The organism is Lysobacterales bacterium (assembly GCA_016703225.1).
Lineage (GTDB): Bacteria > Pseudomonadota > Gammaproteobacteria > Xanthomonadales > Ahniellaceae > JADKHK01.
Window position 1 is genome coordinate 926,204 of sequence record JADJCM010000001.1, and the last position, 13,668, is coordinate 939,871.

Consider the following 13,668-nt stretch of genomic DNA (forward strand, 5'->3'; position numbering starts at 1 on the left):
GATCGGCTAGAGTCCCGTTCCCGGGTCGCTCAGGGCGAGCCGGAAACCGTTTCGACGAGCCCCCGATGCAGCATGACCCCGCCTCGACCTGGCGCTTTGCCGGTGCCGAACTGAATCCGCTTCGACGCAGCGTGACGCGCGCCGGACAGCGCACCGAACTCGACCGCGGCGCCACCGCGGTCCTGCTCTGCCTGCTGCGGCAGGCGCCGCAGACCGCCGCCAAGGATGCGCTGCTCCGCGCGGGCTGGCCGGGCCGGGTGGTCACCGAGAACTCGCTGTCGAAGGCGATCGCCCGCATCCGCGCCGCGCTCGCCGACGAGGACGGCGCCATTGTCGAAAGCGTGCACGGCTTTGGCTACCGGATCGTGGCCGCAATCGAGACCGTGGCGCCGGCGGCGGCTACGATCGCTCCGACTACGACCGCGGCGCCCGCGCGACCGGTCGCAATGCCGGCGGCGCGCCGACCGCACCACGCCCCTCTGCTCATCGCCACCCTGCTGATGCTGGCGGTAACCGGTGCAGCGGCCTTGTGGCTGCTGCGCCAGCCCGATGCAGCGACCGCTCCCAAAGCCGCAGCGTCGGCACTGCCCTCGCTGATGGTGTTGCCGTTCCGGTCACTGTCCGCAGAGACCGAAGCGCGCGACCGTACCCGCCTGCTGGCGCGCGACCTGGCCGTCGCGCTGTCGCAGCAGCCGGGCCGACGCATCCTGGCACCGGATACGCTCGAGCTCGCCAATGCGCACGCGCCCGACATCGAAGCGCTCGCGCGGCGCCTGCACGCCGCGTTGGCGCTGACCGGCGTGGTCGAGTGGCGCGAGGGGCGCGTCCACGTCAGCACAGAACTGGTGCGCACCAGCGACGCCACCCTGGTTTGGTCGAATGCCTTCGACGGCACCGTGGCCGGCTGGAAAAGGCTGTGCGTGGACATCCAAAGCGAGGTCGTGCGTGCCGCCGACTTCGCGCTGTCCGACCTCGGACGCAGGGAGGAAGCGCGCGGCACGCGCAGCGCCGAGGCCTACGCCGAATTCCGGAAGGGCGCCACGCTGTTCAAGGACGACGAAACCGGCGGCCGGCGCGCACTCGTCGCCTACGAGCGTGCGGTGGCGATTGATCCCGACTACACCGAAGCCTGGCTCGCGCTGGCCGATCTGCTCTCGCACAACGGCTTCTACGCCAGCGATGCCGCCGAAGCGCTGGCCGGCAAGCACCGCGCGGTCGAGATCCTCGACCAGGTGCTCGAGCGCGAGCCGGACAACGTGCGCGCGCTGTCGATGCGCGGCGCGTTGCGCTACTCGCACGCCTGGGACTGGGCCGGCGCCGAAGCCGACTATGACCGTGTCGCCCAGCTCGCTGGCGCCGATCATCTGGCGCGGCTCGTGAACCTGGCGCGGATCCGCGGTGCGCAGGGGCGGCTTGATGAAGCGATCACCCTGGCGCGGCGCGCGAGCGCGCTCAATCCGGGCAACACCTCCGGACTCACCCACGCCGCGCACCTCGAGATCGCCCGCGGCCGCCTCGCCGAGGGCATGGCGCTGGCGCAACGCGCCGCCGGGGTGGCACCGATCGACGAGCACGCGCACTACTACCTCGGGCTCGGCGCGCTGCTCGGCGGAGATACCGCTGGCGCACTCGCGCACTTCGACGACAGCGCACACGTGCTGCGCCTGGCCGGCCGCGCCGCGGCGCTGTACAGCGCGAGCGACCGCGCCGGATCGGACCGCGAACTGGCCCAGCTCGCCGAGCGCTACGGGCACCTCGACGCTTTCCGAGTTGCCGAGGTGCACGCCTGGCGCGGCGAGTCGGACCTCGCCTTCCAGTGGCTCGATCGTGCGCTGGCGCAACACGAGGCCTCGTTCTACCACCTGAGCTACACGCCGCTGCTGCAAGACCTCCACGCCGACCCGCGCTTCGCAGCGCTCAAGGCCCGCATCGGGCTCTGAACCCGGGGGCGGATCAGGCGACGCGACGCAGTGCCGGGGTCGCCTCGGCCATCAGATGTCCGAACAAGTCCTTGGGATCAGTCAGCTTCGGAATCAGCCCCACCGGTGCACCGAGACCGAGCTCCTGCGCGAGATCACGCAGCAGGCGCAGCGACGAATAGTCCTCGAGCGCGAAGCCGACCGAATCGAACACGGTGATCTCGCTGTCGTTCGCGCGGCCGGCGGCAGCGCCGGTGAGCACGCGCCAGAACTCGGTCACGGCGAAGTCGGCGGGCATCTGCTGCAGATCACCTTCGATGCGCGTCTGCGGCTCGTATTCGACGAACACCGACGCGCGCGCCAGCACTTCGGCATGCAGCTCGGTCTTGCCCGGGCAGTCGCCACCGACGCCATTGATGTGCATGCCCGGCTCGAGCATCTCCGGCGTCAGGATGGTCGCATTGGTCTTGTCGGCGGTGACCGTGGTCACGATGTCGGCGCCACGCGCCGCCTGTGCCGTACTGCTGCAGGCGATCACGCGCAGACCCGGCGTATGCGCCAGGTGCGCCATCAGCTTGGCGGTGGCCTGCGGGTCAACGTCGAACAGGCGGATCTCGTCGATGCCGAGCAAGTGATGGAAGGCGAGCGCCTGGAACTCGCTCTGCGCGCCATTGCCGATCAGGGCCATCGTGCGCGCGTTCTTGCGCGCGAGCCGCTTCGCCGCCATCACCGAGGTTGCGGCGGTGCGCATCGCGGTGGTCAGGGTCAGTTCGCTCAACAGGGTCGGCGTGCCGGTGGCGACATCGGCGAGCACGCCGAAGGCCATCACTGTCGGCAGGCCTTCCTTGGTGTTCTTCGGATGGCCGTTGACGTACTTGAAGCTGTAGTCGCGCGCGTCGGCGATCGGCATCAGCTCGATCACACCGACTTCGGAATGCACGGCGTGGCGCGGGCTCTTCTCGAACTCCGGCCAGCGGCGGAAGTCGGCTTCGATGTACGCGACCATGCGTTCCAGCACCTTGGGCAGGCCGATCATGGCGACCAGGCGGGCGATGTCTTGGGTGGTGAGCAGGGTGGTCATGGCGTTCTCCCGGGTAGCGCCCACGACAACACGTCGTGGCATGGCGCTATTGTGCGGAGAACGCTGTCAGCGCAAAACGGCAATTCTGCGCACATTTCGCCATTGCTGTAGCATTTCGGCAGGCATGATTGACGATATGCACAAATGGACGCCCTCGACCAGCAACTGATCGCCAAGCTCCGCCAGAACGCGCGCGCCTCCATCGCCGAGCTCGCCGCGCAGATCAAGGTCTCGCGCGGCACCGTCACCAACCGCATCGCCAAGCTCGAGCGCGATGGCGTGATCGTCGGCTACACGGTCAAGCTGCGCCCCGATGCGACCCCCGACGAGATCCACGCCTGGACCGGCATCGCGGTCGAAGGCAACCAGCAACTGGTGATCCGCGCCCTGCTCGGCGAACCCGGCATCGTCGCGCTGCACGACACCAACGGCCGCTGGGACCTGCTCGCCGAACTGCGCGTCGGCAACCTCAACGAACTCGCCGCCACCCTCGAACGCATCCGCCGCATCAAGGGCATCAGCGCCACCGAGACCAGTATCCACCTGCAGAGTTATCGGGGATGAAGGGCGCCCTCTGCTCAGGATCCGCCGCTCTGGGGCACCAACTCTGGCTCGGGCGCATTCCGGGTTCCTGGTCGAGGACATACCGACTGCAGACCATCGATGTGCTCATGCAGGTCGGCAGAAACTGATCTCCACAACGGATCGAGAATGAAGTCGATGCCTTCGCGCCTTGCAAGCTTGGCGGCCGGCACAAAATCCGCATCACCGGCCACCAGCACGATCTGGTCGACCTGATGCTTGTAAGCCAACGAGGCGATGTCCAACCCGATTTTCATGTCAACGGCCTTCTGCCGCACACCCGGCTCGAAGTCTTCGTCCAGCAGTTGCGACCAATCGCGTTCCCGTTTTCGCAATTGCTTCAATATCGCCGGCTTGAGCTGCCAGTCGACAAAGTCACTCAGCCTTCCCAGCCGGAGCGCTATTTTGCGCTGCCGCTTCAGTGCTCCCAAGTTCGACAGTTAACCACGTAACCCATTGATCCACAAAGAGTGGCTCAATCAAAAATGCCCCTACACGGCGGTTTTGTCGGGGAGCGGGAGCTTGAGTTGCTGGTAGATCTGCTGCTGTTCCTTGGAGAGTGCGGTCATGCCGGTCTTTACGGTTCGACCGACCTTCACGTGAAACCACTGCACTGCTTTCAGCGCGTGCAGCGCGCGCTCCGGACTGGTCTCGGCGTTGGCCTCGCGCAGTCGCATGCGCATCACGCGATGCAGTAGCAATGCCATGAAGCAGGTGGCCGCGTGGGCGCGAATGCGATCGGGCAGGCGGTGATACATCGGTGCGATTTCAATGTCGCTTTTCAGAACGCGGAAGCCGCGTTCGATGTCGGCAAGGCTCTTGTAGCGCTCGACGATCTGCTCGGCGGCGAGTTCGGCGACATTGCTGACCAGCACCAACTTGCCATCGCATCGCTCGGCTTCGCGCAGGGCTTCGTCGTCGCACTCGAAGCTGAATAGATCGGCGCGCAGATCCGCCTTGAGGATGCGGCTCAGTCCCTCGTCCGCGACCATCTTGCTGAAGCGGATGAACGCACCCCGATCACTGGCGCGTCGCCCGCGCGCTGATTTTCCAGCGTCCTGTGCGTTGAGTTTGTCGGCGATGCGTTGGCCTTCCACCTCGATTTCGGCGATGCGTTTTTTTCGTGCCTGATGCTGCGTCGTGGCGCGCTCCGGATCGTGCGCGATGATCAATCGCCGTGATTGCCAGGCGTGTTCCTGGATGCTGGCCTGATCTTCGGGAAACGTCATCGTCGCAAATTGCTCGATCAGTTCGCTGTACCGCCGCGCCGGCACCGCGAGGATGAACTCGAGCCCAAGCGACTCAAGCTCGGCCATATTGTCGAGATTCACCAGGCCGCGATCCGCGACCACGATGACGCGCTCGATGGCGAAGCGCTTGCGCGTGCGCTCGAGCATCGGAATCAAGGTCTTCGCTTCGGACACATTGCCGGCAAAGACCTCAAATGCGATCGGCAGGCCGTCTGCGGTCTGGATCAATCCGAGCACGCATTGGCGCGCGCTGCCGAGTACATCCTTGCTGTGTCCGTACGCGCGCAGGTCATCGTCGACATCGCCTTCGCCATGTACCCGGATGGTTGTCAGATCGTAGAACACGATCGACAGCGCCACATCCAGCATCGGCCGCAACATCGTTGCCAGCGCATCCTGCAGCCGATCCCCGGCATCGCTCAGCGCATCCATTGCACGCAGCAAACGCTGGTGCGTCACCGTCTGCGGATCAATGCCCGGCACGCGCGCCAGTTGCAACCAGCGCAACACGCCGAGCTTCGAATCCGGATCGCACAAGCGATGCAGCACCATCACGCGCAACATCGCCACGACATCGAACTGCCGCCGCGACGACCGCAACAAGTGCCGCAATGACGCATCCAGACCAAGCTCGACCCAGAGCGCGGTCAACAGCGAGCTCGGGCCAAACTCCAGCGCCGGTGCCACGGCAATCGTGCGATCCACGCCGACCTCATCTGCGCGACCGGTCACGCGCAACAAGCCACTGATCAGCGCGTCAACCTGTTCTGGTGCGATGTCCTCGGCGCGACCGAGTGTTGCAAGCGTTCGGTGCTTGACGCGCCCCGCGTCTCGATACGCCTCGACGATGCGCACATAGGTGCGCGGACCGGATCGGTGAAGTTTGATGTGCATGGCGTGACGCTAACACGTCATAAACGCTGTGCAAAGCGGTCGTGGACACATAACGTGCCCCTACACGAAGGCGAAAAACGACCGACAAAACCCAATCAAATCAATGGGCCTTCATCTCGAAAGCCCCATTTTTGGGCGGGAAGTGTCGAACTTGGGAGTGCTTCATGCAATGCAAGACGAAACAACGCAGGTGCCGTCTTCGCCATGTCGATGGTCCTGCCGGAAATGGGCAGATTCAGCTTCTTGGTGAGCGGCGGACAGTCATAGAAGAAGATGCGGTAGAGGTCGTTCCGAGCACGCTCCTGCCGTCGAACGTGGTCGAACGCCAATCCGAGCACGCTGGCGGCAACGACACCAGGATCATGGTTGGCCTTGGCCGGAAAGATGTGGGGAAATCGCCGGAGAAAAAAGCCGCCGTCGACCAGCACCGCAGTCTTCATCGCCCGCGCTCCCAAGAAAAACCCCCGGGGTCGGCTTTCGATGAATGACCGCAATTGCGGACCGAAAGCGTACTGCCGAGGGTTGGATGTGGAGAATCTAGGCCTGCAAGCCGCACAAGTCAATCCAATCTTCAGACTCGGCGAAACCGAGGTTCAACAATGGTCACCCTGCCATTTCGCCAGAGGTGGCATCCAGGGCATCAGCGCAACCGAAACTAGCATCCACCTGCAGAGTTATCGCGCCTGAGGAGTGCGTGCGCACAGGCGACGGAGCGCCATCGCAACCAGGGCGATCCCGCACGCACCGAACGCCCAGAGCTGCCACATCGGAACACGGCCACTGATCGCGATGAGAACGACGCCAGCGGCCAGCAAGACCACCAGCGGCGTGCCGATGGTGGCCAGGGCGACACTGGCGACGTGGCCTTGCGCGGCGAGTCGAAACGCAGCCGGGATCGCCAGCACGGCGCCGAGAACCGCCATGAGCGTGTTCAGGACAGCCATCGCATCGGACATCGGCAAACCGGGCAGACGTCCCGACTCGCTGATCAGGACACAGGCAAGGACTGCGAGCCCAATCAACAGTGCTCCGACCGGGCGGGCACCGACCTCGCGAGCGAGCGGCTGGCCTGCGGCGTCCTCACTTAGCTCGGCGAGCGGAACGCCAAACGTGGCCGCGAGGCAGACCTTGGTCGCCAATGAGCCCGAGGCATCGGCCTCCACGCGCTGGATGGTGCGCAAGCTCAAGCCCGAAGCCAGAGCGAGCTGCTCCTGAGACCAGCCGCGCTCGAGGCGCAGACGACGCACAACAGCAGCAGACAGTTTCATTTCTTGTTCCATGTTGCGGCTCCGAGTGGTCGTCACGTCCCCGGAGAGCGTGCCAGTCGCACCAAGCTCGATGCTACGCCAAATGGCCGCCAGACTCGCGTCAACCTGCCGCCACCGCCGCCACCCTCGAACGCATCCTCCGCATCAAGGGCATCAGCGCCAGCGAGACCAGCGTCCACCTGCAGCGATATCGCGGCTGAAGGCGGACGCGGGCGCGCGGCGGTTCAGAGGACGCCGGTCGTGACCGTCCACTGGTCGCCGCGGCCGCCGATGTTCACCACGCCGCTGACGGTCGTGTTGGGCGCACTGGAGCTCGCCATCTGCACGCGGATCTGGTCTCCGGCGACCACGCTGCCGGAGGCAGCAGTGAACGGGGCACCGTTCTTCGAGTAGCGCAGCTGCTTGCCGGAGACGCTGATCGGCACCGGCGTGTTGATGCCGCCAACCGTGATCCGGCTCGACGTGATCATCCTGCCGCGACGGGCATCGACGACATCGGCGAACGTGAACAGCGTTGGCGTGCTGTCGACGCTGCCCGTGCGCGCCGTGAAAGTGTCACTGACGCCACCGATGGTGACGGTCGCCGACGCCGGCGCGTTGGCGAACTCGGAGGTCGACAACAGCACGACCACGCTGTCCCCCGCCTGCACGCTGCCGGGTGCGGCAGTCGCGGCGCCGCCGTTGATGCGATAGAGCCCGCCACTGATCGAAATCGGCGACGCTGCGTTGATGCCAGAGACGATGATCGACGCCGAGGTCGCTTGCGTGCCGGTGGCGAGGCCGGACTGGTCGACGAACACGAAGCCGTCGGGCGTCGTGTCGATCGGTGCGGTGATCGACGTGAAGCTGGCCTGCTGCGTGGCGGTCGAGATCGTGCTCGTGCTGGACTCGCCAAAGCCGGTGGCCGAATAGTGGCGCACGCGCAGCAGGTCGCCCTCGACCACGGTCTGCGTCGCGCTCCAGTCACCACCGTTGACGCTGAGGCTGCCGTTGCTGGCTTGCACTTCGATCGGCAGATTGAAGCCCCGGAGCAAGACCGCGTCGGACTCGACCAGGACATTGCGCGGCACGCCGTTGCGGGTCGGGAACACGACGGCATCAGGCTCCCCGTCGCCGACCATGATCGTCTGCGTCTGCTGCTGCATCCACGGCAGCGTCGAGGTCTCGAGCTGATCGACACGCAAGTCGTTGTGCAGCGCGCCCGTGACCGCCTTCGCCAACTGCAGGGTCAGCTGCACCGGCACGATCGTCGTGCCCGCGTCCATGCGCGCACTGACGCAGATGACGTCCGAGGGCGCAACGCAGGTCCAGCCGGCGCCCGCTTCGAACGCCAGCACCGAGAACGCCGGATCGGGCTGGATGCGAAACGTGACGCCGGTGGCGCGACCGACTTCGGGCTGGTTCGCGCCAGCCGTGAGGTTCCACAGCAAAGGTCGATAACTGAAGGTGCTGCCGGCGGCGACGATCTCCGCGGTATGGTCTTCGAGCGGCGTGAGCAGCGTATTCGGCCATCCGCCGAAGCGCCCCGCGTGCAGGCTCATGGTCGGCGACCAGTCGTCGCTGCGCTGCCAGAGCAGCACCGGGTCGCCGTCGAGATCGAGCGCAAACGCGCGCAACCGGTCCCTGAGGTTCGGTGCCGCCGGATCGGGATCGAGCACGCTGCGCTCCTGCAGCAGCTGCCCGTCACCATCGAAATGTGCGAGCACGTTCTGCGTCTGCGGGCCATCCGCGCGCGTCCACGCCAGCATGAACTGGCCATCGTGGCCGACGCCGATATCGAGCGCGGATTCGGGGTCGGCCGGGCGCTGGGGTTCGCTCCAGACGACGCCCGTCAGCGGCTGCAGCAATGCGTCGAATTGCTGGTGTCGCACCATCCCGACGCCGTCGAGCCAGGCGACGCGAAGGCGCTGCTGCACATCGAACTCGGCGGCAACACGCATTGCACCCAGCTCCAGCGGTCGACTGACCAGCACGGTTTCGGCGACCCACGGCGTCCAGCCGAGCGAAAAGCTGCGCGCGTGCAGTTCATGGGCACTGTCCGTTCGTGCCGCCCAGGCGACGACGACTTCGCAGCAGTCGCCGAGCAGGGCCAGGGTATCCACCGGCGCACTCGCCGGCGTTTCGTCAATGCGGGTCTCGGGCGACTGCGGAACACCGCCGGCGTTGTAGAGCTGGCCGAACACGCCGAAGCCGCCATCGACCTCGCCGCTCCAGGTGATCAGCACATGGCCGAGACGATCGGCGTCGATTGCAGGTCGCGCCTGCTCGCCGGCGACACTGCTGTTGACGCGGAAGGCCGCGCCGAGCTGGCGACCCTCGGCGTCGACGCGCATGGCGCCGATGTCGACGCCCGCGCCGAAATCAGCATCGCCCTGCGCTTCGAACGCCACCGTCGCGACACCCGCCGCATCGATCGCCGCGACCAGCCGGCGATAGGTCTGCTTCGCTGAAGCGAAATCATCCATCGCTTGCGCCGGCGCGATCGCTATGCCGTCGGCCGCGAAACGCTGGAACATCACCTGTTCGAAGCCGTACTCATCATGCACCCAGGCCGCGATGCTGGAACCATCGCGCCCAGCCGCCACTGTCACAGCCGCGGGCACCGGCGTGCCGTCGTCGGACCGCCAAAGCTGCGACGGCGTGCCAACGAGTTCACCGAATTGAGCGGACACCACGGCCGGCAACGCCAGCAGCGTTGGAAGAAGGAGGCGAGGACGACGCATGCGTATTTCTCCGATGGGCCAGCCGCGAAAGCCGCGGGAGGTCGGTGTCCTACGCGCAAAGCAGCGATGGAATCGATCAAGCCGTGCGAGCCGGTCCCAAAAAAAGAACGGGGCCCGACGAAGCGGGCCCAACGGCTGCGCATGAAGTCGATCGGCTCAACTACTTCTCCGGCATCCCGGTCGGCCCGCCGACGGCTGCGTCGTAGTTGCCGCGCAGGTATTCGACGACGAGCACCGCGACGCGTTCGAGCATGCCCTGGTCGGCCGCGCCCATCGAGTAGGCTCCGGCCATGGCGCCGGCATGTTGGTAGAACTCGGGCTCGGCGATCAGCGCATTGCGGGTGGCATCGACCAGACGCACCTTGACCAGCACCCGCGATTTGCCCGCCATCGCTCCGGCCCAGAAGCGCGCGCCCTTGCTGACGGTCTTGATCTGGTCGATCCGCGGCTCGATGCGCAGCAGGCGTGGCGGCTCGTTCTTCGCCGCGAGCGCGTTCTTCTCGAGCACCCAGGGCAACACGTGCCCGTTCAAGTGCACGGCGAGCGTGTCGCGCGCCTTGTCGTTGACCGGCTGGCCGGCGTAGGGCTTGCCCATCGCCAGCTCGGTCATCTCGAAGCGGTCATAAGCAACCAGCGCCGCTTCCGGCGGCGGATTCTGCGTGCCGCTGGCGACGACCTTGTCGCCAGCCTGGACCGATCCCATCGCCGCGAAAGCGACGACCAGGGAGAGCACGATGCCCTTCAGGATTCCGCTGCGCATGTTCATGCCTCACATCGCCTTGATCAGTTCGTCGGCGAACTCCGAGCACTTCACTTCCTTGGCGCCCTCCATCAATCGCGCGAAGTCGTAGGTGACGGTCTTGTTCGCAATGGCCTTGTCCATCGCGGCGATGATGGCGTCGGCGGCGTCGACCCAGCCCATGTAGCGCAGCATCATTTCGCCGGACAGGATCACCGAGCCCGGGTTGACCTTGTCGAGGTTGGCGTACTTCGGCGCGGTGCCGTGCGTCGCTTCGAACACGGCGTGGCCGGTGACGTAGTTGATGTTGCCGCCGGGTGCGATGCCGATGCCGCCGACCTGCGCGGCCAGCGCGTCGGACAGGTAGTCGCCATTGAGATTCAAGGTCGCGATCACGTCGAACTCGTTCGGGCGCGTCAGCACCTGCTGCAGGGTGATGTCGGCGATCGCGTCCTTGATCACGATGCGGCCCGCGGCGACCGCGGCCTTCTGCTCGGCGTTGGCTTCGGCCTCACCTTTCGCGGCCTTGGTGCGTTCCCACTGGTCCCAGGTGTAGACCTTGTCGCCGAACTCGCGATCGGCCAGGGCGTAGCCCCAGTTGCGGAACGCGCCCTCGGTGAACTTCATGATGTTGCCCTTGTGCACGATGGTGACCGACTTGCGCTTGAACTCGATCGCGTATTCGATCGCGGCGCGCACCAGTCGCTCGGTGCCGTCCTTGGACACCGCCTTGATGCCGATGCCCGAGGTCTCCGGAAAGCGGATCTTGCCGTATTCCTTCGGGAACGCTTCCTTAAACATCGCCATGAACTTCTTGTTCGATTCCGAGCCGTGCTCGAACTCGATGCCGGCATAGATGTCTTCGCAGTTCTCGCGGAAGATGACCATGTCGACCTGGCTCGGGTCCTTGACCGGGCTCGGCACGCCCTTGAACCAGCGCACCGGGCGCAGGCAGACGTAGAGATCCAGCATCTGGCGCAGCGCGACGTTGAGCGAGCGGATGCCGCCGCCGATCGGCGTCGTCAGCGGGCCCTTGATCGAAACGAGATAGTCGCGGCAGGCCTGCACGGTGGCTTCCGGCAGCCAGTTGCCGAACTGGTTGTTCGCCTTCTCGCCGGCGTACACCTCCATCCAGTGGATCTTGCGCGCGCCGCCGTAGACCTTCTCGACCGCGGCATCGAACACGCGCACCGAGGCGCGCCAGATGTCGGCGCCGGTACCGTCGCCCTCGATGAACGGAATGATCGGGTTCGGCGGCACGCTGAGCACGCCGTCCTTGATCGTGATCTTGGCGCCGTCGGCGGGGATGTTCATCGTGGGCTCGGCCATGGTCGTTCTCCGGTGGGATGGGGTTTCGCGCCGTCACGGCGCGAGGCCGTGCATTGTCGCGGGTTCGGTGCGGCAGGGATAGGTGGGGTCTCGTGCGCTGTCGTGTTTCGCTGCGATTCGTCGCTTGTCCACGCATCCCCCGATGCGAGAACGCCATGCACCTGATTCGACGTCCGTCATTGCTGCCATGCATCGCCCTCCTCGGCCTCGGCTCCGCGCAGGCGGCCACGTTCACGGTCGGCGGCAGCGGCTGCCAGTTCCACGACCTGCAGAACGCAATCGACCAGGCCGCCATGACCGATGAAGCGGACGACATCCGCATCGCCAACAATGCCAGCTACACGCAGCAGGCGCTGAAGAAGACCGACCCCTACCGGGTATCGCTGCTCGGCGGCTACCCCGATTGCCTGCCCGCCTCCGCTGCGACGGGCCTGACTACACTTCGCGGCACCGGCCTGGGCGCTCCGGTGCTGCAGGTGGGCGGCGGCATCCTGGCGCTGAGCCGATTGGTGATCACCGGCGGCGTCGTGCCCCACGGGCGGGGCGGTGGCGTGTTCGTCGAGGCGCCGACCGAACGCGTATCGTTCGGCAACGTCCGCATCACCGGAAACTCGGCGCTCGAAGGCGGCGGCCTGGCGATCGAGGGCGTGCCCGGCGACCCGATCGACTTCCACTCCCAGCGACTGACCATCGACCACAACCAGAGCAGCCTCGCCGGTGGCGGACTGTGGGCGCGCTACGCCCAGGCGGTGAAGCAGTCGGCCGGCATGCGCGTGGAGTTCAACGAGACCGGCGGCGATGGCGGCGGCGCCTGGTTCGGGCCGGATGCCGTTTTCCTGCACTGGTCCAGCAAGTACCCGAGCGGTTTCACCGACAACCTGGCCAAGGGCAACGGCGGCGGCATCGCGCTGGTGCGCGGCGCGGCGCTGGTCTTGCTTCATGCCGGCGGACCGGCGCAGCCAACCGAGATTTCCAGGAACGCCGCGGCTCGTGGTGGTGGCGCCTTCCTGTTCTCCGACACGGCATCAGCCACCACACTGCAGGGGCACAACCTGGTCGGGCACGGCAACAGCGCGCGGATCGAAGGCGGCTTCGCGGCAGTCCACATGGTCGGCGACGACGATGGCCTGCGCATCGGCGAGTTGCACATCGACGCCGGCGTCGCCCTCGGCGGTGTGCCCTGCGAACAGCCGCTGGAGTGCAACGTGTTTCGCGGCAATGCCGCCTTCGGACTCGACGGCGAACCGCGTCCCGGGGCGCTGGTCGCGATCCGCAATGAAGGAAAGGCCGCGGTCGGGTACGCCCGCTTCTGGAACACCACGGTCCGCGAGAGCCTGGGCCACGACCTGGCCCATGGCTGGTCGGACGCGAACAGCGGCTACGCCGAGGAGATCGAATTCCGCGACTCTCTGGTCGTGCGCAACGTCGTCGAAAAGCATCTGATCGAGACCGAGGGCGACGGCGCGCTGCACCTGTTCGGCAGCACTTTCGCCCGCAACGAGACGGGAGCCGCGACGTTGCAAGTCGATGCGGCCAGCGTTTCCGCCTACGTCTACGGTTCGATCTTCGACGACCGCGCTGCTCTGATCGACCAATTGCCGCCGAGCCAAAGCCTGTTCGCGCTGATGGTCCGTGATCCGGGCGCCACCGACGGCATGTCCACCGTGTTCCGCGATGACCCGCTGTTCGAGGACGCCGACCACGACGACTTCCGCCTGCGCGCGTCTTCCCCTGCGTTGGACCGGATGTGGGACCTGCCACCGACGAACGCGCTCGATCGCGCCAGCAACCCTCGCACCATCGACCTGCCCGGCGTTCCCGACTTCAACACCCCGCGTGACCTCGGCTGCTTCGAACACCCGTAACGCGGGCCTGTGGAACTT

The 13,668-nt window shown here is 66.2% G+C and carries 11 protein-coding genes; 3 read left to right on the forward strand and 8 right to left on the reverse strand.

Annotated elements, in window-relative coordinates; genetic code table 11:
• The first annotated feature begins 65 nt into the window (after positions 1–65).
• Positions 66–1,940 (forward strand): winged helix-turn-helix domain-containing protein, encoded by a 1,875-nt coding sequence (locus tag IPG63_04060; GenBank protein ID MBK6726426.1) that lies wholly within the window; start codon positions 66–68, stop codon positions 1,938–1,940.
• Between the two features lie 13 nt (positions 1,941–1,953).
• On the opposite strand, the gene IPG63_04065 is transcribed toward IPG63_04060, so the two are convergent.
• The gene (locus IPG63_04065) at positions 1,954–3,000 is read right to left on the reverse strand and encodes an ornithine cyclodeaminase (GenBank protein ID MBK6726427.1); all 1,047 of its coding nucleotides are present in this window, start codon (positions 2,998–3,000) and stop codon (positions 1,954–1,956) included.
• 144 nt (positions 3,001–3,144) lie between these two features.
• On the opposite strand from IPG63_04065, the gene IPG63_04070 reads away from it, so the two are divergent.
• Positions 3,145–3,564, forward strand: a complete 420-nt coding sequence (locus IPG63_04070) for an Lrp/AsnC family transcriptional regulator (GenBank protein MBK6726428.1) — start codon at positions 3,145–3,147, stop codon at positions 3,562–3,564.
• 14 nt (positions 3,565–3,578) lie between these two features.
• Here IPG63_04070 and IPG63_04075 read toward each other — a convergent pair whose 3' ends face one another.
• The 7 genes from IPG63_04075 to icd all read right to left on the reverse strand — a co-directional run bounded on the left by IPG63_04075 (position 3,579) and on the right by icd (position 11,770).
• On the reverse strand, positions 3,579–4,022 hold the full coding sequence (locus tag IPG63_04075; protein ID MBK6726429.1) for an NYN domain-containing protein: 444 nt from the start codon (positions 4,020–4,022) through the stop codon (positions 3,579–3,581).
• 51 nt (positions 4,023–4,073) lie between these two features.
• The gene (locus tag IPG63_04080) at positions 4,074–5,726 is read right to left on the reverse strand and encodes an IS1634 family transposase (protein MBK6726430.1); all 1,653 of its coding nucleotides are present in this window, start codon (positions 5,724–5,726) and stop codon (positions 4,074–4,076) included.
• A gap of 95 nt (positions 5,727–5,821) precedes the next feature.
• Positions 5,822–6,166 (reverse strand): hypothetical protein, encoded by a 345-nt coding sequence (locus tag IPG63_04085; GenBank protein ID MBK6726431.1) that lies wholly within the window; start codon positions 6,164–6,166, stop codon positions 5,822–5,824.
• Positions 6,167–6,400: 234 nt separating this feature from the next.
• Positions 6,401–7,006, reverse strand: coding sequence for a helix-turn-helix transcriptional regulator (locus IPG63_04090; protein MBK6726432.1), 606 nt, complete (start codon positions 7,004–7,006; stop codon positions 6,401–6,403).
• A gap of 212 nt (positions 7,007–7,218) precedes the next feature.
• Complete coding sequence (locus tag IPG63_04095; protein MBK6726433.1) at positions 7,219–9,717, reverse strand: hypothetical protein; 2,499 nt, start codon at positions 9,715–9,717, stop codon at positions 7,219–7,221.
• 160 nt (positions 9,718–9,877) lie between these two features.
• Positions 9,878–10,483: a hypothetical protein gene (locus IPG63_04100; protein ID MBK6726434.1), complete on the reverse strand. Its 606-nt coding sequence runs from the start codon at positions 10,481–10,483 to the stop codon at positions 9,878–9,880.
• A 3-nt stretch (positions 10,484–10,486) separates the two neighbouring features.
• Positions 10,487–11,770 (reverse strand): NADP-dependent isocitrate dehydrogenase, encoded by a 1,284-nt coding sequence (gene icd, locus IPG63_04105; protein ID MBK6726435.1) that lies wholly within the window; start codon positions 11,768–11,770, stop codon positions 10,487–10,489.
• A gap of 170 nt (positions 11,771–11,940) precedes the next feature.
• Here icd and IPG63_04110 point away from each other — a divergent pair, with 170 nt between their 5' ends.
• Entirely contained in the window at positions 11,941–13,650 is a 1,710-nt protein-coding gene (locus IPG63_04110; GenBank protein ID MBK6726436.1) for a hypothetical protein, read from the forward strand.
• Positions 13,651–13,668: the final 18 nt, after the last annotated feature.